Annotated in this window: 20 protein-coding genes; 7 read left to right on the forward strand and 13 right to left on the reverse strand. The window is 68.5% G+C overall.

Annotated elements, in window-relative coordinates; genetic code table 11:
* Positions 1–3: 3 nt before the first annotated feature.
* Together OHA18_RS03740 and OHA18_RS03745 are read right to left on the reverse strand one after the other, a co-directional pair.
* Positions 4–1,602 (reverse strand): ABC transporter permease, encoded by a 1,599-nt coding sequence (locus OHA18_RS03740; RefSeq protein ID WP_329002173.1) that lies wholly within the window; start codon positions 1,600–1,602, stop codon positions 4–6.
* A complete protein-coding gene (locus OHA18_RS03745; protein ID WP_329002174.1) occupies positions 1,599–2,513 on the reverse strand; it encodes an ABC transporter ATP-binding protein in 915 nt (304 codons plus the stop codon). Before OHA18_RS03745 ends, OHA18_RS03740 begins: the two co-directional genes overlap by 4 nt.
* A gap of 97 nt (positions 2,514–2,610) precedes the next feature.
* Between OHA18_RS03745 and OHA18_RS03750 the strand changes: the two genes are divergently transcribed.
* Positions 2,611–3,111: a GbsR/MarR family transcriptional regulator gene (locus OHA18_RS03750; protein ID WP_329002175.1), complete on the forward strand. Its 501-nt coding sequence runs from the start codon at positions 2,611–2,613 to the stop codon at positions 3,109–3,111.
* Positions 3,112–3,272: 161 nt separating this feature from the next.
* Entirely contained in the window at positions 3,273–4,193 is a 921-nt protein-coding gene (locus tag OHA18_RS03755) for a type IV toxin-antitoxin system AbiEi family antitoxin domain-containing protein (RefSeq protein WP_329002177.1), read from the forward strand.
* A gap of 108 nt (positions 4,194–4,301) precedes the next feature.
* On the opposite strand, the gene OHA18_RS03760 is transcribed toward OHA18_RS03755, so the two are convergent.
* Complete coding sequence (locus tag OHA18_RS03760; RefSeq protein ID WP_329002178.1) at positions 4,302–4,982, reverse strand: NBR1-Ig-like domain-containing protein; 681 nt, start codon at positions 4,980–4,982, stop codon at positions 4,302–4,304.
* Positions 4,983–5,092: 110 nt separating this feature from the next.
* On the opposite strand from OHA18_RS03760, the gene OHA18_RS03765 reads away from it, so the two are divergent.
* Positions 5,093–5,776 (forward strand): CHAP domain-containing protein, encoded by a 684-nt coding sequence (locus OHA18_RS03765; RefSeq protein ID WP_329002179.1) that lies wholly within the window; start codon positions 5,093–5,095, stop codon positions 5,774–5,776.
* A 30-nt stretch (positions 5,777–5,806) separates the two neighbouring features.
* Here OHA18_RS03765 and OHA18_RS03770 read toward each other — a convergent pair whose 3' ends face one another.
* The gene (locus tag OHA18_RS03770; protein WP_329002180.1) at positions 5,807–6,529 is read right to left on the reverse strand and encodes an alpha/beta fold hydrolase; all 723 of its coding nucleotides are present in this window, start codon (positions 6,527–6,529) and stop codon (positions 5,807–5,809) included.
* 29 nt (positions 6,530–6,558) lie between these two features.
* Positions 6,559–7,608 carry a LacI family DNA-binding transcriptional regulator gene (locus OHA18_RS03775; protein WP_329002181.1) on the reverse strand — a complete coding sequence of 350 codons (1,050 nt, stop codon included), beginning with the start codon at positions 7,606–7,608 and terminating at the stop codon, positions 6,559–6,561.
* Positions 7,609–7,734: 126 nt separating this feature from the next.
* Here OHA18_RS03775 and OHA18_RS03780 point away from each other — a divergent pair, with 126 nt between their 5' ends.
* From OHA18_RS03780 to OHA18_RS03790, 3 genes are read left to right on the forward strand one after another with little or no spacing between them, the layout of a single operon-like run.
* Entirely contained in the window at positions 7,735–8,637 is a 903-nt protein-coding gene (locus tag OHA18_RS03780) for a carbohydrate ABC transporter permease (RefSeq protein ID WP_329002182.1), read from the forward strand.
* Positions 8,618–9,526, forward strand: coding sequence for a carbohydrate ABC transporter permease (locus tag OHA18_RS03785; protein WP_329002184.1), 909 nt, complete (start codon positions 8,618–8,620; stop codon positions 9,524–9,526). Before OHA18_RS03780 ends, OHA18_RS03785 begins: the two co-directional genes overlap by 20 nt.
* 13 nt (positions 9,527–9,539) lie before the next feature.
* Positions 9,540–10,844 carry an extracellular solute-binding protein gene (locus OHA18_RS03790; RefSeq protein ID WP_329002185.1) on the forward strand — a complete coding sequence of 435 codons (1,305 nt, stop codon included), beginning with the start codon at positions 9,540–9,542 and terminating at the stop codon, positions 10,842–10,844.
* Positions 10,845–11,023: 179 nt separating this feature from the next.
* Here the strand turns inward: OHA18_RS03790 and egtD are convergent, their stop codons facing one another.
* The 8 genes from egtD to OHA18_RS03830 form a co-directional block, all read right to left on the reverse strand.
* On the reverse strand, positions 11,024–11,989 hold the full coding sequence (gene egtD / locus OHA18_RS03795; RefSeq protein ID WP_329002187.1) for an L-histidine N(alpha)-methyltransferase: 966 nt from the start codon (positions 11,987–11,989) through the stop codon (positions 11,024–11,026).
* The gene (egtC, locus tag OHA18_RS03800) at positions 11,986–12,747 is read right to left on the reverse strand and encodes an ergothioneine biosynthesis protein EgtC (RefSeq protein WP_329002188.1); all 762 of its coding nucleotides are present in this window, start codon (positions 12,745–12,747) and stop codon (positions 11,986–11,988) included. The genes egtD and egtC overlap by 4 nt, the downstream gene beginning before the upstream one ends.
* Entirely contained in the window at positions 12,747–14,084 is a 1,338-nt protein-coding gene (gene egtB / locus OHA18_RS03805) for an ergothioneine biosynthesis protein EgtB (RefSeq protein ID WP_329002189.1), read from the reverse strand. Before egtB ends, egtC begins: the two co-directional genes overlap by 1 nt.
* A complete protein-coding gene (locus OHA18_RS03810) occupies positions 14,081–15,301 on the reverse strand; it encodes a glutamate-cysteine ligase family protein (protein ID WP_329002190.1) in 1,221 nt (406 codons plus the stop codon). The genes egtB and OHA18_RS03810 overlap by 4 nt, the downstream gene beginning before the upstream one ends.
* Before the next feature lie 171 nt (positions 15,302–15,472).
* A complete protein-coding gene (locus tag OHA18_RS03815; RefSeq protein ID WP_329002191.1) occupies positions 15,473–16,132 on the reverse strand; it encodes a (2Fe-2S)-binding protein in 660 nt (219 codons plus the stop codon).
* Positions 16,129–16,902, reverse strand: a complete 774-nt coding sequence (locus OHA18_RS03820; RefSeq protein ID WP_329002192.1) for an ABC transporter ATP-binding protein — start codon at positions 16,900–16,902, stop codon at positions 16,129–16,131. The genes OHA18_RS03815 and OHA18_RS03820 overlap by 4 nt, the downstream gene beginning before the upstream one ends.
* Positions 16,903–16,905: 3 nt before the next feature.
* Complete coding sequence (locus tag OHA18_RS03825; RefSeq protein ID WP_329002193.1) at positions 16,906–17,934, reverse strand: FecCD family ABC transporter permease; 1,029 nt, start codon at positions 17,932–17,934, stop codon at positions 16,906–16,908.
* Positions 17,931–18,959 (reverse strand): FecCD family ABC transporter permease, encoded by a 1,029-nt coding sequence (locus tag OHA18_RS03830; protein WP_329002194.1) that lies wholly within the window; start codon positions 18,957–18,959, stop codon positions 17,931–17,933. The genes OHA18_RS03825 and OHA18_RS03830 overlap by 4 nt, the downstream gene beginning before the upstream one ends.
* Positions 18,960–19,024: 65 nt before the next feature.
* Here OHA18_RS03830 and OHA18_RS03835 point away from each other — a divergent pair, with 65 nt between their 5' ends.
* Positions 19,025–20,005, forward strand: coding sequence for an ABC transporter substrate-binding protein (locus OHA18_RS03835; RefSeq protein WP_329002195.1), 981 nt, complete (start codon positions 19,025–19,027; stop codon positions 20,003–20,005).
* Positions 20,006–20,012 lie beyond the last annotated feature (7 nt).

Here is a 20,012-nt window from a genome sequence, read left to right on the forward strand (position 1 = left end):
GGATCAGCCGATGTCCCGTCGGCGGAAGGTGGCGAAGCCGGCCAGGGTGAGGGCGGCGGCGATCGCGGTCAGCCAGAGCACGGGGGTGACGGAGAAGTCGCCGCCGGGCAGGCGCGGGGTGTGGCCGTACGGGCTGAGGTTGATCATCCACTGCGGCAGGTTGAAGATCTCGCCGAACTGGCCGATCAGCAGGAACACGCCGTACAGGACCCAGCCGCCGGTGACCAGCTTCGGTGCGAAGCCGAACAGGATGACGACCAATGCGGTCACCAACCAGATCGCTGGAAGCTGTACGGCGGACGCTGCCAGCATGCGCGGCACCTGGCGACCCATGTTGCCCAGCGACGCACCACTCGAGATCCCGGAGCCGAGCCCGGCGACCAGGATCAGCGCGCCGGTGCCGAGCAGAGCCATCAGCACGTGGCTGGCCAGCCACCGCGATCGAGTCACGCCGGTCGCCAGCAGCGGCTCGGCGCGGAGCGCAGTCTCCTCCGAGCGGAGCCGGAGTGCTGCCTGGATCCCGAATGCCGATGCGAGCAGACCGATGACGCCCATCTCCGTCGCCAGGAACGCGTCGGTGATGCCCTCCACACCGCCGAGCTTCTGCACCATCTCCTTGGCGCTGTCGCTGGTGACGAACCCGTCGACGTTGCTGGCGATGTTGCCGACCAGCAGACCCAGCAGCAGGAACGCGAATCCCCAGGCGTAGAACGAGCCCCGGTGCAGCCGCCAGGCCAGGGCGAGCGGCGACCGTAGCGACGCGGCCGCCCGCGGCGGACCGGGACGCGGTCGGACCAGTCCGGCCCCGAGGTCGCGCCGCCGGATCAGGGCCGTCGCAGCGGCGATCATCACGACCAAGAACACCAGCGGAGCCAGCAGTACGACGAACCGGTCGCCGGCGTACGCACGGATCTGCTGCGCCCAACCGATCGGCGACAGCCAGGACACCCATTGGGTACTACCGTCAGCCGACGAGTCACCGATCGCCCGCAGTACGTACGCCACGCCGAGGACCATCGCAGTCAGGCCATTAGCGGCCCTGGCGCTCTCGGTGACCTGCGCGGTCACAGCGCCCACCCCGGCGAACGCCAGCCCGGCCGCGGCCCACATCAGCCCGAAGGCGAGCGAGCCCTTCGTGTCCAGCCCACTGCCCATCAGCGCGAGCGCCGTGACCAGACCGAGCACGATGACAGTCCCAGCGGAGACGATCAGCGCTGCGGTCAGAGCGGCGTACCGGCCGAGCACGCCGGCGCTGAGCAGCTCGAGGCGACCGTTCTCCTCCTCGGTGCGGGTGTGCCGTACGACGAGGATGCCGGCCAGCAACCCGACCAGGAGCGCACCGAACGCGGTGAGCTTGAACAGTGAGACCTCCCCGAGTGAGGACTCGTCGAAGATCCGGCCGTACAGCGAGACCAGCGCCGGCGACGCGTTCGACGTACGCGCGGCCTCGACCAGGGCGTTCTTGTCGGAGTACAGATCGATGGATGCCTTGGCCGATCCGGACGCCGAGATCATGAACACGACGATCCAGATCGGGATCAGCAACCGGTCCCGGCGCAGCGCGAGCCGCACCAGCGTCCCGGTACCGACGAAGTCGTTCATCGCACGGCCGCCTCAGGCTCGGCCGGTACGTCGTCCTCGTAGTGGCGCAGGAACAACTCCTCCAGCGTCGGCGGCTGCGCGACCAGGCTCTTGATACCGCTCGCGGAGAGCTGGCGCATCACGGCGTCGAGCTGGGCGGTGTCCACCTCGCAGCGGACGCGGTTGCCCTCGACGTCGAGGCCGTGGATCCCTGGCAGCTGCGCCAGACCGTTGGGCGATCCGGCCAGCTCGGCGTTGATCGACGTACGCGTGAGGTGACGCAGGTCGGACAGCGTGCCGGTCTCGACCACCTTGCCGCGGCGGATGATGCTGACCCGGTCACACAGCGCCTCGACCTCGGAGAGGATGTGGCTCGACAGCAGCACGGTGCGGTCGCGCTGGCGCTCGTCCTCGATGCACTGCCGGAACACCTCCTCCATCAACGGGTCCAGGCCGGAGGTCGGCTCGTCCAGGATCAGGAGCTCGACATCCGACGCGAGGGCCGCGACCAGCGCGACCTTCTGCCGGTTGCCCTTGGAGTAGGTCCGGCCCTTCTTGGTCGGGTCGAGGTCGAAGCGGCGCAGCAGTTCGTCGCGCTTCTTCTCGTCCAGCCCGCCGCGGAGCCGGCCGAGCAGGTCGATCACCTCGCCACCGGTCAGGTTCGGCCAGAGGTTGACGTCGCCCGGGACGTACGCGAGCCGGCGGTGCAGCTTCGCGGCGTCGTGCCACGGGTCGCCACCGAGCAGGGAGACATCGCCGGCGTCACCCCGCAGCAGTCCGAGCAGGACCCGGATGGTGGTGGACTTCCCGGCGCCGTTCGGCCCGAGGAAGCCGTGCACCTCACCGGTCGCGACCTCCAGGTCGAGACCATCGAGGGCGTGCGTACTTCCGTACGACTTGTGCAGTCCAGAGACCACGATGGCTGATGTCATGATTCATAACGTACACTTCATTCAGAAATTTGTGAATCTTGCTAACGTGTTTCTCACGAGTCAGGTAAACCGGCGACCCAGAGGAGATGATGGGACGGTGAGTGCACATCGAGACGACGACGCCGTCAAGCGGTACACCGAGCAGTTCGGCAACCTGCTCGCCGAGACAGGCTGGCCGCGGATGGCCGGCCGGGTCTTCGCCGCGATCCTGTCCAGCGTGGACGGACGGATGACCGCCGCCGAGCTGTCCGACCAGCTGCAGGCCAGCCCGGCCGCGGTCTCCGGCGCGGTCAACTACCTGCTGCAGCTGCGCCTGGCCACCCGCGAGCGCGAGCCCGGCACCCGGCGCGATGTGTACGTCGTCCAGGACGACGCGTGGTACCAGACGATGATGAGCGAGGACGCCTCACTCGTCCGCTGGTCCGAATCGCTCCGCAAGGTCCTCGACGCCGCCGGCGAAGGCACCGACGCCCACCGCCGCATCCGCGTCTCCCTGGGCTTCATCGACTTCATCGGCTCCGAGGTCAAAGGCCTCAGCGAACGCTGGATGAAACGCAAAGCCGAACTGGACGCCGAGATCGACGCCGAATACGACTAGCCAGGCCCGATCGTGGTGGGCTTGAACAGGGTATGGGGGCTGACCACAGGCTATTTCCTGTTCTGCGCCCCCGGTTGGTGCGCGCCGCCCCAAGTTGTGGTTGTCCACAGCTAGAAGATTCGCCTCGGTCCGACGGCTGGATCAACGGCATGTTCACGGGTATGAATCCGAAGTTGAGAGTGCTCGCCACCGCCAGATACGGCTGGTTCAGCCGGGCCGACGCGCTCGCGGCCGGCTACACCGACAGCGAACTGCGGCGCCGATTGCGGGCTGGGCAGTGGTCGCGCCTGTGCCGGGACGTGTACGTCGAACCCGGCACCTGGCCTGTCGGCGAACAGCCGTGGGACCGGGACAGACGATTGCACCTACTGCGGACCCGCGCGGTCGCCGACAGGATGAGCGGTGCAGTGGTCGTCAGCCATCAGTCCGCCGCCGTACTGCACGGCCTTCCGAGCTGGGGCCTTGATCTGACCAAAGTCCAGGTGACCAAACCGGCCGGCCGGGCGCGATCCGACCTCGTGACGGACGTGCACCGCTCCCGGTTCGAGCCTGGTGAGGTCACGGTGGTCGACGGCCTTCGAGTGGTCTCACCGGCCCGTGCCATTACCGAGACGGCCTGCGCATCGTCGTACGAGGTCGGCGTTGTCCTGGCAGACGCGGCGCTTCACCACCGTCTGGTTACTCCGGAGGCGCTCGTGACGACGGCGGATCGCCACCACTTCTGGGCGGGCTCGCCGGCGGCGCGAGGGGCGGCGCGGTTCGCCAACGGCCTGAGCGAGTCGGTCGGCGAGTCGCGGCTCCGGGTGCTGATGGCCAACCACGGCGTACCGCCGCCGGTGTTGCAGGCGGAGATCCGGGAGGAGAGCGGGCGGTTGATCGGCCGGGTCGATTTCCTGGTGGCAGGCCGGCTGATCGTCGAGTTCGACGGCGCACAGAAGTACGGCGGAGTTGGTGACGTCGTACTGGCAGAGAAGTGGCGCGAGGACCGGCTCCGCGCCTGCGGCTACCGCGTCATCCGGGTGAGTTGGGCCGATCTGGACCAGCCGCATGCCCTCGCTGACCGGATCCTCGCCGCGATCTGAGGACACGTCTGGGGAGATGCACCACTGAATGGGGTCCTTGAACAGGTTATTTCCCGTGCTTCGCCACCACAGCTTGTTCACGGCCACGGGAGCTGGTCGGCGGGCCGCCTACTCGTAGACGGTGAAGATCGTGCAGTAGATGGGTGGGGACTCCAGGCCGGGGTAGTAGAGGCGGCCTGCTTCGTCGGTGATTTTGAAGTACGCCGTCGAAGCGCCGACCTGCGCCGGTGCCTGCAGGTGCATTGCGACGATCACGGTCTCGCCCGGTTCGGCGTCAGGGACTCGTGAGCGGGCGGGCGAGCGTAGCCAGCCGGGCGTGCCGGCGGCGCCTTGGCGGGTCAGCCAGCGGTCGTGCCAGTGGCGTTCGCCGCTGTTGCGGATCTCCCAGGTCTTGTCGAAGGGCTGATCGCGGGCCACGCGGGTGCCGTCCGGGACGGTCTCACCGACCAGCTCGGCGCGGTCGTCGGGGTGATGGTCGATGGGGACGGATCCGCCGAGCAGGACCGGTTGGACGTGCCGGCGCATGTCCCGCTGTGAGGTGTCGCGGCCGGCGCGTACGGCGGCGTCCAGCTCCATCAACTGGTTGACCAAGGACTGGCCGGCGCCGAACGAGGCGTCGTACCACTCGGTCAGCTCGCGGCTGGGTTTGGTGTGGCCGCGCTCGACCCGGGACAGGTGTCCCTTGTCCCAGCCGGACGCGGCGGCGGCGCGGCTCAAGGGCACACCGGCCGCTTCCCGGAGCTCGCGCATCCGGGAGCCGATCACAAAGCGAGCCTGTGCTGGCCTCACGGCGGACTCCTCGGTCCAACGTCGTTGCCCACTGCGACAACAACGTAACTCTTTGATTCTCTGTAAATAAGTGTCACTTCGCCAGTCGCCCAGCGAAAAGGACCAACATCATGCGTACCGCCCTCATGCGCATCACCCTCACCACCCTGCTGGCCGGTGCCGCCGCCCTCGGCGCCGGCACCCTCACGGCCAGCGCCGCCACCGGGACCGTGGTCACCGACAGCGGCCAAGGCGTCGCCATCCGGTCCGGCAACGCGACCAGCTTCGCCTCGGTCGGCACCCAGCCCAACGGGCCGGTCGAGATCGACTGCCAGATCTACGGCGAGCCGGTCACCGGCAAGTACGGCCGCAGCCTGGTCTGGGACCACATCCCCGGCAAGGGCTACATCACCGACTCGTACGTCAACACCGGCAGCAGCGGCCTGATCGCCCCGCTCTGCACCAGCAACCCGCGCGCCGACAAGGCGATCGGCTGGTACGCCGCCCGCAGCGGATCGACCGCGTTCCAGGGGTACTGCGAGATGGCCGCCGAGAACTCGTACGGCAAGACCGCGATCTGGGCCTCCGCCAAGGCCGACTGGAACGACGCCGTGGCCCGCGGGGTCGCGCATCCCGGCGACCTGAATCCGCCGAAGGGCGCCCTGGTCTTCTGGGACCTCGCCGCGCCGTACGGCCACGTCGGCGTCGCCAAGGGAGACGGCACCTTCTGGGCCACCAGCGTCAGCGGCGCAATCGGCACCCGCACGCTGCCCTACTTCAGCAGCTACCTCGGTTGGGCCTGGCCCAACTTCTGATCGCGAGCACCCGGACGCGCGTTCCGCCCCTCACGCGTCCGGGTGCTCGACCCTGTCCAGCCAGTCGCTCACCAGCGCGCGGTACAGCGCCAGACCGGGTCCAGGCAGCAGGTGGTCCTCCTGGTCCAGTACGGCGAACGTCGCGCGCGGATAGTCCTCGAGGATCGACCACGCGTCGGCGTACCCCGCAGTGGTGTCCTGGCGACCGGTCACGACGAGAGTCGGACGCTCGAAGCGGGCCGCGGGATCTTCACGCAGGGCGTACGTCGTGACGTCGCGCTGGATGTGACCGAGGAACGCCAGGTCCGCGGCGGCCTCGGCTGCGTCGTAGTACTGATGCTGGCACTGCCGATCAGGTGACGGAACGAGGTGCTCGTCGGTCGGGAGGGTGCGTCGGGCCCGATCGACGACGATGCCCGGGGCCCTCAGCAACAACCCGACAACCCGGGCCGGATCGCGGCGCACGATGCCGCGGGCGTGCAGACCGCCGGCCGACGTACCAGCCAGCGCGAACGGCTCGCCGCCGGACAGGTCGTCGATCAGCGCGACGATCGCGTCGAGCATGCCGTCCTGGTCGGTGATCGACGCGACGCCCGGCGACTTCCCGGTGCCCGGCGGGTCGACGTAGATCCGTCGCCAACCCGCTCGGTCCGCGAAGACCGGCTCGTGGACGTCGCGACCTTCACCGCCGTCACCACCCCAGCTCGGCAGGAAGAAGATCGGACGGCCGGCACCGAAAGACTCGTAGTACACACGCCGACCCTAGGCGGCGCGTCGGCGGCTCATCGAGGCTTTCTCTTGGCAGCAGAATCCGGCGGGCGTTCGCCGGACCCGCGTTCGATCAGGCCGCACGGCAGCACGATCCGCTGCGGTGGACGGGTGTCGGCGCCGGACGCGCGATCGAGCAGCAACCGGGCCGCGCTGCGACCGAGCTCGGCGATGTCGGAAGCAACGACCGTCACCGGGGTCGGCAGCATGTCGGCCAGCCGGAAGTCGTCGAACCCGACCACGGCCGGCTCGCGCCCCAGCTCGCCGAGCGCGCGCAGCACACCTTCGGTGAGGAAGTTCGTCGAGGCGAAGATCGCGGTCGGCGGATCCGGCCGCAGCATCACCTCGCGGGTCGCCTTCTCCGCCGCCTCCGCGTTGCCCTCGGGCAACTGGATCACCAGCGACTCGTCGACGTCGATCCCGGCGGCCCGGTGCGCCCGCCGAAATCCGCGCAGCCGGCGGCCGATCGTGTAGTACGACGGCGCGAGGATGATCGCGATCCGCTCGTGCCCCTGCGCCAGCAGGTGATCGGTGGCCAGCTTCCCGCCGCCCTCGTTGTCGACCATCACGATGTCCGCGTCGATGCCGGTCGCCGGACGGTCGACGAACACCACCGGCACGCCGGCGCCCTGCAGGAACGCATGATCGCCCTGGTCGGGCACGATCATCAGGCCGGCCACCTGGCGGCTGACGAGCTCCTGGATGGCACGCTTCTCGCCCTCCGGGTCCTCGTCGACGCTGCCCAGTACGACGGCGAAGCCGGACTGCCCCGCGACCTCGAGCGACGACTTCGCGATCGTCGCGTAGAACGGGTTGGTCAGGTCACCGAGCACCAGCGCCAGACTGGTCGACTTCTTCCCCGGCCGGAGCGCCCGGGCGACCTCGTTGCGCTGGAACCCGAGGTCGTCGATCGCGGCCCGGACCCGCTGCGCGGTCTCGTCCCGGACACCGTGGCCGCCGTTCACCACCCGGGACACCGTGCCGAGCCCGACACCGGCCCGCCGGGCGACGTCGATCATCGTCGGCCGGGGTACTTCCGGCTTGGTTGGAAACGTTTCGGGCACGGGGTTGACTTCCTTTTCGCGACACGGCATCGTCACCCAACAGTAAAACGTTGGAAACGTTACCGTCCAGGAGGTCGGGTGAGTAGTTCCTCTCCGGTGAAAACGCGGCGGTCCGCCCGGGGTGGCATGAGCCGGAACGCCGGCTCCGACGTGAAGGCGGCGTACCTGTTCATCGCCCCAGCGATGATCGGGTTCTTCGTCTTCGTGGGGTATCCGCTGGTGCGCTCGTTCTACCTCGCGCTGACCAAGTACAACGGGCTGACCGACCCGGTCTTCGTTGGCCTCGGCAACTTTCGGCGGCTGTTCACGACCGACCCGGCGTTCTGGCCGGCGCTGCGGGCGACCGGGTACCTGGTGGTCCTGTACGTCCCGTTGTCGCTGATCCTCGGCCTGGCGCTGGCGATGTTCTGCAACCAGCGGTTCGCCGGGGTGCGGGTGGTCCGGACGCTGGCGTACTTGCCGGTGGTGCTGCCCGCGATCGCGACGATCACGCTGTGGAAGTTCATGCTCGACCCGCAGGTCGGGCTGCTGAACACGGTTCTCGACCGGGTGGGCCTGCCGCAGAGCCTGTGGCTGCAGAGCCCGAAGATGGCCATGCCGTCGGTCGTCCTGGTGATGCTGTGGGGTGTCGGCGGGACGATGATCATCTTCCTGGCCGCGTTGCAGTCGGTGCCGACCGAGCTGTACGAGGCAGCCCGGGTGGACGGCGCCGGGCCGTGGGCGGTGTTCTTCCGGATCACCTTGCCGATGATCAGCCCGATCGTGCTGCTGCAGGTGATCCTGCAGACCACGGCCGCCTTGCAGACGTTCAACCAGCCGAAGATCCTGACCGGCGGTGGACCGGGGTTCAGCACCAACGTGCTGATGCTCTCGATCTACAACAACGGCTTCCCCTCCCTGGGCCGGATCCCGCAGCTCGGGTACGCGTCCGCGCAGGTGTGGGTGCTGTTCATGATCATCATCGCCGTGATCGCCCTGACCGCGAAGTTCTCCTCGCTCTGGACGTACAGTGACAGCACTTCAGACTGAAGCCATCCGCTCCGAGGCGGCCGCGACCGCACCCCCGGCGAAGAAGAAACCACGAGTTCTCGGTACGACGTCGTGGTACGTCGTGGCACTGTTCATCTGCGCGGTGATGGTCGTCCCGCTGCTGTGGATGATCACGATCGGCCTGAAGAGCCGGACCGCGGTGTTCGACATTCCGCCGAGGCTGCTGCCGCACGAGTTCCACTGGAGCAACTTCATCAAGGGGCCGCAGGCGATCCACTTCCCGCGGCTCTTCCTCAACTCGATGATCATCACTGCGCTCAGCGTGCTCGGCGGCGTGATGACCGCGATGATGGCCGGCTACGCGCTGGCCCGGTTGCGGTTCCCGGGGCGCAAGCTGTGGTTCTACCTGTTCGTCGGCAGCATGCTGCTGCCCGGCGTCGTCGGCCTGATCCCGTTGTTCCAGCTGTACAAGAGCATCGGCTGGTACGACACCTGGCTGCCGCTGATCGTGCCGGCGTTCCTCGGCGGGAACCCGTTGTTCATCTTCCTGGCCCGGCAGTACTTCCTGGCCATCCCGTACTCCATCGACGAGGCGGCGAAGATCGACGGCGCCGGGCACCTGCGGATCTTCGTCAGCGTGATGCTGCCGTTGACCCGGCCGGCCTGGCTGACGATGGCGATCCTGGCCTTCCAGGCGTCCTGGAACGACTTCCTGAACCCGTTGGTCTACCTGTACTCGTCCGGCAAGTGGCCGCTGTCGGTGGGTATGGCGTCGTTCATCTCACCGTTCGCCGGCAAGACGCCGGACTGGAGCTACTACATGGCCACCAACCTGCTCTACATGCTGCCGCCGCTCATCATCTTCTTCGCCGCGCAGCGCTACTTCATCCAGGGCCTCGGCGCTCTCGGCAGCACGAACCAGAAATAGAGGGGACATTCCCGTGAAGAGAACACTAGGTGTGACCGCCCTGGCCTGTGCCGGGTTGCTGGCGGCAACGGCCTGCAGCGGCGGCGGCTCCGACTCCGGCGGCTCCAGCAGCGGACCGGTCACCGTCACCGTGATGACGTGGGAGTCGGCGGAGACCAACGCCGCGATCAAGAAGGCGCTGGCCGACTTCAAGGAAGACAACATCACGGTCCAGCTGCTCGACACCCCGGCCGGCAACTTCGGCGACAAGCTCGCCTCGCTGACCCAGGCGAAGAAGCTGCCGGACCTGTTCTGGTGCGGGAACGACACCGAGCAGCAGTACACCTCGCAGGGTCTGCTGGTCGACTGGGCCGACAAGATCAGCACCGGCGACGGCGACTTCAAGGCCGACAAGTTCGTACCGTCCGCGATGGACAACTGGAAGACCGCTGACGGCCAGATGGGCGGCCTGCCATCGCTGATGAACACGTACGGCGTCTGGTACAACGCCGACGCGTTCACCGCGGCCGGCCTGACGCTGCCGAAGGCCGGCTGGACCTGGGACGAGATGTACGCCGACGCCGCGAAGCTGGCCGGAAAGAACGGCGCGAAGTACGGGCTGGTCGCGGATCAGCTGACGTCCGCGGACGGACCGTTCACGATGAGCATGTACTCCGTCTCGGCCGGCGGCGCGCCGTTCACCGACAACGTGAACCACCCGACGAAGGCCGAGGCCGACGACAAGTACAAGGAAGGCGTCGAGAAGCTGGTCGCCGCGATCAAGAACGGGTCCGTGGCGCCACCCGGGTACGACGCGTCGAACGTGCAGTCGCTGTTCTCGGCCGGCAAGGTTCCGATGACGTTCGGCGGGCAGTGGCTGGCGGCCGGGTTCCAGACCGACAAGCCGAAGATCAAGTACGGGTTCGCGCCATTCCCGCAGGTGCAGACGCCGACCACGCTGTACGACTCGGTCGGCATCTGCACGCCGCAGTACACGAAGAACCAGGACGCGACGTTCAAGGTGCTCGAGTACCTGAACACCAAGGTGTGGGACGCGGTGCTGCCGGCGTCACCGGTCGCGCCGCCGGCCTACACGCCGGCGCAGACCAGCTACTTCGACGCGCTCACCAAGGCTCAGCAGAGCACCGTCGTCGACACGGTCAAGGCTGACCTGTCCGCCGAGAAGACGGTCGGTGTCCGGTTCACCACCCAGTGGGCCCAGCAGGTCGGCGACCTGACGACCGCCAACTACCAGCCGATCCTGAGCGGCAAGAAGCCGATCACCGACCTCCCGGCGTACATCGACAAGATCAACGGCCTGATCAAGCAAGGCGGCTGATCCCATTTAGCTGGTTGACCCAGCAATTTGGCTGGCTGACCCACCATCTGAGGGGTTCCCCACCCGGAGTCTGGGTGGGGAACCCCTCATTTGCTGGGTCTGCCAGGCAAATGCGGGGAGAGCGGTGCGGGAGGTGGGGCGGGGCGGGGCGGGGTGCCGGGAGGGTGGGGAGGGCGCGGCTAGACCGTCTGCCAGAGCGAGAGGGCGAAGCGGGCTTCGGAGTCGGTCCACCAGGCGGCCGGCGTGAAGCCCGCTTTGTCCAGTTCGGCCTCGACGCCGGAGCGGTGGAACTTGGCCGAGATCTCGGTGCTGAGCTCCTCCCCCTCGTCGAACGTGACCTCCAGATGGATCTCCGGGATCAGCACCTGCATCGCGCGGGTGGCGCGCAGGTGCATCTCGATCCACTCGTTGCCGGTGTCCCAGATCGCCACGTGCTCGAAGGCGTCCACGTCGAAGTCCGCGCCCAGCTGCCGGTTGATGACCCGGAGCACGTTCTTGTTGAACTCCGCGGTGACGCCGGCCGAGTCGTCGTACGCCGCGACCAGGGTGGCGGGGTCCTTGACCAGGTCCGTGCCGAGCAGCAGCCATTCGCCGGGCTCGAGGACGTCGCGGATCGAGGTGTAGAACGTCTCGCGTTCGGCCGGGATCAGGTTGCCGATGGTGCCGCCGAGGAAGGCGACGATCCGCGGCGGATCACCGGGCAGCTTGTCCAGATGCGCGGTGAAGTCGCCGACGACACCGTGGACCTCGAGCGTCGGGTAGTCGACGTTGATGGCGCCGGCCGCCTCCCGGAGCGCGGACTCCGACACGTCCAGCGGCACGAAGGTCGTGAGCGTGCCGCGATCGCGCAATCCGTCGAGCAGCAGCCGGGTCTTCTCCGATGATCCGGATCCGAGCTCGACCAGCGTGTGCGCCTTGGTGATCGCCGCGATCTCACCGGCCCGGGCGCGCAGGATCTCCCGCTCGGCCCGGGTCGGGTAGTACTCCGGCAGGCGCGTGATCTCCTCGAACAGCTCACTCCCCCGCGCGTCGTAGAACCACTTCGGCGGCAACCACTTCGGCGTCGCCGACAGCCCGGCCCGAACGTCCTCCCGCAGCGCGCGAGCCACGTAGTCCGGCGTCAGATGTACGTCGATGAGGGTCACTCTGGTCCTTCCATCGGGGTGATGTGCAAGGTCGTGGCTGTGGCCACGAGCAATGAGCGATCGGGTACTTCGTTCCACTTGCCGGGGCCGAACGGCTCGGAGCTCACGGTCAGCGAGTCGGCAGTCCGGCGGGTGTGCAGCGAATGGGTCCACGTGGTCGCGATCAGTTGTTCGCCGTCGGTCAGCAAGACGTTGAGGCGGGATCCTGGTGCGGCTGCCTCTACCTCCTGGACGACGGCCGCGACGGCATCGGCCGGCGGGATTCCTTCGGCCAGGCGGTTGGTGATGAGGGCCCACAGCAATGCCGAGTCGACCGGCGCGTCCATCTCGAGCAGGTCGGCGACCGGGAGGCGCTCGGCCAGCTTCAGGGTCGACTCCGGCCAGCCGGGGATCCGTCCGTTGTGGCTGAACAGCCAGTCGCCGAGCATGAACGGCGCGACCGCCGCCTGCCCGTACGGCATGTTGACGGTCCCGTTCCGGATCGCGGCAACGACGGCACCGGAGCGGATCGAGCCGGCCAGGCCGGGCAGGTTCTCGTCGGTCCAGATCGGTACGTTCCGCCGGTAGCGCACCGGGCCGCCGGAGACGGCGGCGTCACCTTCGGGGTACCAGCCCAGGCCGAAGCCGTCGGCGTTGACCGAGCCGCCGCCGCGCATGTCGGCGGGGGCCCAGCTCTGCTCGTAGATGGAGTGGCCGGGGTCGAGGACGAGGGACGCCAGCGTGACTGGTGGGCCCAGGTAGGCCAGGTGGCGGCACATCAGTCGTGCAGCTCCTCGGGTCGGGGGTCGCGGGCGCAGCGGAAGCCGGCGAAGATCTGCCGGCGGATCGGGTAGTCCCAGTTCCGGAAGGTGCCGCGAGCAACGACCTCGTCGGTGCCGAAGGAGCCGCCGCGGAGCACCTTGTAGTCAGGCCCGAAGAACACCAGCGAGTACTCGTCGTACGGCCAGGCGCGGAAGCCCGGATACCCGCGGAAGTCGCTCGACGTCCACTCCCAGACGTCCCCGATCAGCTGCTCGACGCCCAACGGCGACGCACCCGCGGGGTACGCTCCGGCCGGCGCCGGCCGGAGGTGCCGCTGGCCAAGGTTCGCGTGCTGCGGGCCCGGCGACTCGTCACCCCAGGGGAACCGCCGCGTCCGACCGCTGGCGGGGTCGAACCGCGCCGCGAACTCCCACTCCTCCTCGGTCGGCAGCCGCTTCCCGGCCCATTTCGCGTATGCCTCGGCCTCGTAGAAGCAGACGTGCATCACCGGCTCGTCCAGCGGCAACCGCTCCCGGTGCCCGAGCCGAAGCCGCCACCACTCGCCGTCGTCCGACGACCAGAACCGCGGCGCGACCAGCGACGCCTTCTGAACATGCGCCCATCCGGCCTCGGTCCACCACTGCGGATCCTGATACCCACCCCCGAGCACGAAGGCCAGGTAGTCCCCGTTCGTCACCGGGACCGTGTCGATCACGTACGGCGACACGTGTACGGCGTGCGCGGGCCGCTCGTTGTCCAGCGCCCACGGCTCGATCGATGTCCCCATCTCGAACACGCCGCCCGGAACGAACACCTCCTTGCGGGCGAGCAGCCGTCCGGCAGGCGGCGGAGGTGCATCGAGCACCGGTGCGCCGGTGCGCAGCTGGTGCGTCGCCAGCATGGTCTCGTCGTGCTGCTGCTCGTGCTGCGTGATCATGCCGAAGGCGAACGCGTTGTCGACCAGCTCACGCCCGGCGTCGAACTTCACGTGGTCCAGCACGTCCATGACCTTGTCGCGCACTTCGGTCACGTAGGCGCGGGTCTCGGACGGGCCGAGCAGCGGCAGCGCCGGTCGCTCCGCGCGCGGATGCTGGAACGCGTCGTACAGCTCGTCGATGTCCTGGCGCAGCGGCTCGCGGCCGCCGACGTCGCGGACCAGCCAGAGCTCCTCCTGGTTGCCGATGTGTGCGTAGTCCCAGACCAGGGGCGACATCAGCTTGGAGTGCTGCTTGACCAGGTCGTCGGTGTCGACCGTGTCGGTCAGCTGCACGGTCCGCGAACGGGACCGCTCGAGCTGGTCGCCCACGAACGAACGCAGGCCCTCCAGCGACAGATCGGACAATTGGTGATTCATGAAGCTCGCCTTCCGTGGGTGTCGTCGACGATGCGCTGCAGCCGGGTTGCGACGGCAGCGATGAGTTCGGGATCCGCACCGGTCCGGTCCAGCACCTCGGTGCCCAGGTCGACCACGTCTCGCGCGGCCTGCAGGACCAACTTGTCCTCCAGCCCTTCGCGGGCCGCCGGGAACCAGCGGCCGGCGGCCGGCTCGGCCACGGCCAGCACCTGGTCCATCGGAGCGGACATGAGTGCGGTGAGCAGCAGGGTCGGGGCGATCCACCCGTCCCCCGGCTGCGCGTCGAGGTAACGCACCTCGAGGTACCCGCGCGGTCGCACCGGCGGGAACAGCGTGGACAGGTGGTACTCGAGGTCGTCGTACTTCGGTCTGTCGCCGGGCAGCTGTCCGTCTGCCCAGGCGCCGAAAGTCAAGCCGGTCGGTGCATCCCAGGTGTCGCCGCGCCGCAGGCAGAGCACCGGCGCCTCCATCGCCATCCGTGCCCACGCCGCGGCCGGATCGCCGTCGAGCGGCGGCGGCTCGGTGAACGGTGCACAGGTCCCGAACGTCGCCTCCGTCCGGGCTGATGCCCACCCGGTGTCCGCACCGGCGCGGCGACGGGAGTTGGCGAAGAGTCCGACCAGAGCGGGACCGAGGTCGTGCAGAGCGCGCCAGCGCAACGCGGTCTGGTCCTGCTCACCGGCATCGAGGCAGATCTGCAGGCCCGCGGTGCTGCACATCATCCGCGGGCCGTGCGGCCCGAGCCGCTGGAATGCGTGTTCCATCGCCGCGTAGCGCGGGACGGTGAGGATGCGGCGGGGTGCGCGGAACGGGTCGAGGCCGTAGTCGCCCGGAATCAGGTCCGCGTCGAGAAGGAGAGCCGTGAGCTCGGCGGCGTCGGCGGCGGTGTCGTCGATCAACCGGGGAATCGATTCCGACGCCGGTACAGAGATCTCTACCTGGCCACCGGGCTCGACGGTGACCAGAGCGCCCCGGCTCAGCGGCAGTTGCGGACTACCTCTCACCAGGGTCGCGGGGGCGTGCAGCCCCAGGGCTTTGCTCAGCCGGCCGGCGTCGAGGGGCCGGTGCGGATCATCCGCATGATGCACCGTCCACTCGAGCTCGACGCCGTGCAGCCGAGGTGGACCGTGCTTGAAACAGACCATCGCGACGTACCCCTCCGCTTCGGCCCGGGAGCCGATCGGAGTCGTCGCCGGAGAACCGCCGGGCGAGGTCACGTCAGCGAACCTAGCTCCGGACCCACAACTGGACAACCGACCAGGAATTACCCCTCGGTGACGTCTGGGGTGCATGTCGAATCATGCGCAGCATGCTTCCCGAGGCCACCGACAGTTTCCGGCCGGATCAGGACAGGCAGTTCCGCTCTGAGCGAAATTCTGCCCAGACGCTCAGCGGAAGCGCGGGCAGGTCGTGCAGGCCGCCACGTTCGGCAGCACGTAGAAGTAGCAGCAGGATGTCCGCAGCTTCTGCTCCAGCGACACTCCGAACGCCACAGCCGCTGCCTCGGCGTACGGCGCCTCCTCGGGCAACCGGATCGCGGCCCGCACCTCGTCGTCGACCGCACCGAACCGCTGCAGCGAGCCCAGCTTCACACCGGGCCGATAGGAGTCCAGGAACGCTCCGGCGTGGGCCTTGAGTTGTTCGGCGGCGGTGTCGACCGACACCACCTCGTCGGACAGCAATGCAACCTCGGCCGGGTAGTGCGCGGTCGGATGCCGTTTGAACGCCAGCGCGTCCGGTGAGACCGCCGGTGACCAGCCAGTCACCGCAGTACTCACTCCGGCGACCAGGGAAGGCACCTGGACGTACCACATCAGCGTGAACATCGCTGCGACCTGCAGCGGCGGATCGATCGCGTAGTCGCGCGCATAGTCCGCAGCCGCCGCAGACCGCCATCCGTCCGTCGGGTCGCCGCCTGCCTGCTGCTGTGCGATCAGCTCCGCACACGAGATCCAATCCGGTCCGCGCACCGCGTTCGCCGTACGCACGGACAGCCAGCTGACCGAGTCGGCCAGCACATCCGCCAGGCCGCGCACGGAGTACGTCACCCGGCCAGCCTACGATCCGGTACGACGACCGGTGCGCCGCCGACCTCGACGACGGTCGCCTTCAGCCCGAACACGTCGTCCAGCAACTCCGCGGTCAGTACGTCGACCGGGCGCCCCTCAGCCGCGATCCGCCCATCCCCCATCACCACCAGGTGGTCGGCGTACTGCGCTGCGAGGGTCAGGTCGTGCAGCACCGCCACAACGGTCCGCCCGGTCACCGTGGCGGCGTGGACCACGTTCATCACGTCCACCGCGTGCGCGAGGTCCAGGTACGTCGTCGGCTCGTCCAGCAGCAGGTGCTGTGTGCCCTGCGCCAGCACCATCGCGATCCACACCCGCTGACGCTGCCCGCCGGACAGCTGATCCACGGGCCGATCCCTGAGGTCGGTGAGCTCCACGGCCTGCAGTGCATCGTTGATCGCCGTTTCGTCCTCAGAGGTCAGCCGACCGAACAGACCACGGTGCGGATGGCGGCCGCGGGACACCAGCTCGGCCGCAGTGATCCCCTCCGGCGTCACCGGGCCCTGTGGCAGGACTCCGAGCTTCCGCGCCAGTTCACGAGCCGGCAACTGGTGGATGTCCTGGCCGTCCAGTACGACCCGGCCGCTCTGTGGACTGAGCAGTCTGCTCATCCCACGCAGCAGTGTGGATTTACCGGAGCCATTCGGCCCGACGATCGCAGTCAACTGACCAGACGGCACCTCCAGGGTCAGTCCGTCGACGACCGGCGTACCAGCGTCGTACGCGAGAGTCAGATTCTCGACGTGCACGGTTCAGCGTCCTTTCTGCTGACGACCGATGAGGTGAAGCAGGTACGGCGCTCCGCAAGCAGCCGTGACCACGCCGACGGGCAACTCGTACGGACCGACCTGTGCCCACTGCAGTCCGTTCCGCGCGAGCAGATCGGCCAGTACGACGAACAGCGCACCGAGCATCGCTGTGGTGAGCAAGGGTGGTCGCTCCATCCGTGTCAGCCGCTGAGCGACCTGCGGCGCCACCAGTGCGACGAACGCGATCGGTCCGGCTCCAGCGGTCGCCAACGCGGCCAGTACGGCCGCAATGACCAGCAAGGCCAGGCGGATCCGGGCCACTCGCACGCCGAGCGACGAGGCCACGTCGTCACCGAGCACCAGCGCGGACAGGTCGCGGTTGAACATCATTGCTACCGGCAACAACAGCACGACCGCGATCAGCACCGGAACCGCGTCGCTCCAGGCGCGGGCGTTGAGCGAACCCGCCAACCAGGCCGCCGCACGACCCGCGTCGTTCACATCGCCGATCACCAGCAGCCAGGCGACCAGCGAGTTGGCGGCGGCCGCGATTCCGACGCCGATCAGCACCACCTTGCCGGCGTGGACCACACCCCGCTGGATCGACAACGCACCGACAACGGCCGTCGCCACCAGCCCGCCGAGCACGGCCGCCAACGGGATGCCCACCTTCGCGGCAACCCCGGAGATGTTCCCGCCACCGCTCCCGGCCAGCACGATCACCGCGACCGCACCGGCCGAGGCACCCGAGTTGACGCCGACGATGTCCGGGCTGGCGAGTGGGTTGCGCGACAGCGTCTGCAGCAGGGCGCCGGAGACTGCGAACGCGATTCCGACGAGCAGGCCGGTGGCGACGCGCGGCAGGCGCAGTTCGAGGACGACGAGCCGGGTGCCGCGACGACCTCCACCGAGCAGCACCTCGATCACGTCCGCCAGCGGGAGTTTCGTCGTACCGACACTCAGGGAGACCAGGGCGATCACGATCGCAAGCGCTGCGAACAGGATGCTCAGGACAACGGTCCGGGATCTCACAGCGCCACCGCCCGGCGGCGTACGACGAGCACGAACAGCGGAGCGCCGACGACGCCGAGGACCACGCCGGCCTGTACCTCGCCGGCACCGCCGACCAGGCGGCCGACGAGGTCCGCGAGTACCAATGCCGTCGCGCCGATGACACCGGCGGCCGGAATCAGCCAGGTATTGCGGGCACCGAACATCCGGCGCGCGACATGCCCGGACAGCAAGCCCAGGAAGCCGATCGGACCACAGGCCGCGACGCCGGCCGCCGTCAGCAACCCGATCGCACCCAGACCGACCAGGCGAGCCCGCCGGACCGACAAGCCCAGCCCCGCAGCCACATCGTCGCCCAGGGCAAGCATGTCGAGATCACGAGCGTTGACGGCCGCAAGCACCAGCCCGACCACCGCGAACGGCAGCACCTGACCAGCCACATCCAGACCACGACCCGCCACCGAACCGACCGCCCAGAACCGATAGCTGTCCAGCGTGTCCGCGTCGAGGAGGACGATTGCAGAGGTGAACGCGCCGAGGAGCGCAGCGACCGCAGCGCCGGTGAGAGCCAGTCCGACCGGGGTCGCGCCGGTGCCACGCGATGCCAGTTGCTGTACGGCGAACGTCGCGACCAGCGCACCGATCAGGGCGACCCAGACCGTCGACGAGACGGACTCGACCAGGCCGACCTGCAGGCCGAGGACGACCGCGAACGCCGCGCCGGAGCTCACGCCGAAGATGCCCGGCTCGGCCAGCGCGTTGCGGGTGTGACCCTGCATCAACGTGCCGGCGATACCGAGACACAAACCGATCAGCGCGGCCACGACCGTGCGCGGGAAGCGCAGGCTGCGGACGATCACATCCGGATCGGACCCGTTGTTCGCGGTCAGCGCGTGCCACAACGCACCCGGCCCGAGCCAGCGCGAACCGAACGCGAGGCTGGCCGTGAACGCGAGCACCAGCACGGCGGCAAGAACGAGCAGCTGTGAGGTACGTCGTACCGCGGGACGCGCTGTGGGCGGTGCGGACGGAACGGCGGAAGACATATGGTTAGGGTTGCCTTACTTTGCTGAGGTCGAGAGTCACCTTATCCCGTCGCTTGGAGACATCTGTGCGCCTGCCTCGTTTCACCGCCCTGGTTGCCGTCGCGGCCCTCGCCCTCGCCGGTTGCGGCTCCTCGGACTCCGGCGATGCCGCCGCCGCGGGCAGCGCCTCGAGCGCCGGCTTCCCGCGGACCGTCGAGCACGCGATGGGCAAGACCGAGATCAAGACCAAGCCGAAGCGGGTGGTTGCACTCGACGCCAGCTTCGTGGACGCGACGCTGATCCTGGACACCCCGGTCGTCGGGTACACCGACTACCGCAGCATCAACGGGTCGCTGCCGGAGTACCTCGGCGACGACCGGACGAAGTACGGCTCCGAGGCCGAGGTCGTCGGCACGCTCGCCGAGCCGAACTTGGAGAAGATCGCCGCGCTGAACCCGGACCTGATCATCACCGCGAAGGTCCGGCACGAGAAGTTGTACGACCAGCTGTCCGCGATCGCCCCGACGATCATGTCCGAGACCACCGGGCCGACCTGGAAGGACAACATCCGGCTCGAGGCGAAGGCGCTCGGCGAGGAGGACCTCGCCGAGAAGGAGATCTCGTCGTACGAGAAGGCGGCCAAGACGGTCGGGGCCGCGATCAACGCCAAGGCGCACAACCCGTCGATCTCGGTGGTCCGGTTCGTCGACGGGCCGACCCGGCTGTACCAGAACGCCAGCTACTCGGGGATCATCCTGAAGGACGCCGGGCTGAAGCGGCCGAAGTCGCAGGACGTCGCCGGATTCGCGCTCGAGATCAGCCCGGAGCGGATCAAGGACGCCGATGCCGACGCGATCTTCGTGACGACGTACGCCGACGAGAAAGGCCTCAGCGCCAAGACCGAGGCGCAGTTCAAGGCGAACCCGCTGTGGAAGCCGCTCGCACCCAAGGTCCACGACGTTCCCGACCTCACCTGGATGACCGCAGTCGGCCTGCAGGGCGCCTGGTCCGTCCTGACCGACATGGCCAAGACCTTCGACGTCCCGGCGCCCGTCAAGGACGCTTAGTTAGAGT

The organism is Kribbella sp. NBC_00709, assembly GCF_036226565.1.
Classification (GTDB): Bacteria; Actinomycetota; Actinomycetes; order Propionibacteriales; family Kribbellaceae; genus Kribbella.

Bases quoted from the DNA above. Each gene is read 5' to 3' on its own strand.
- OHA18_RS03740 (WP_329002173.1), bottom strand. From the start codon at position 1,602: ATGAACGACTTCGTCGGTACCGGGACGCTGGTGCGGCTCGCGCTGCGC.
- OHA18_RS03745 (WP_329002174.1), bottom strand. From the start codon at position 2,513: ATGACATCAGCCATCGTGGTCTCTGGACTGCACAAGTCGTACGGAAGT.
- OHA18_RS03755 (WP_329002177.1), top strand. From the start codon at position 3,273: ATGAATCCGAAGTTGAGAGTGCTCGCCACCGCCAGATACGGCTGGTTC.
- OHA18_RS03765 (WP_329002179.1), top strand. From the start codon at position 5,093: ATGCGTACCGCCCTCATGCGCATCACCCTCACCACCCTGCTGGCCGGT.
- OHA18_RS03780 (WP_329002182.1), top strand. From the start codon at position 7,735: ATGAGCCGGAACGCCGGCTCCGACGTGAAGGCGGCGTACCTGTTCATC.
- egtC (WP_329002188.1), bottom strand. From the start codon at position 12,747: ATGTGCCGCCACCTGGCCTACCTGGGCCCACCAGTCACGCTGGCGTCC.
- egtB (WP_329002189.1), bottom strand. From the start codon at position 14,084: ATGAATCACCAATTGTCCGATCTGTCGCTGGAGGGCCTGCGTTCGTTC.
- OHA18_RS03830 (WP_329002194.1), bottom strand. From the start codon at position 18,959: ATGTCTTCCGCCGTTCCGTCCGCACCGCCCACAGCGCGTCCCGCGGTA.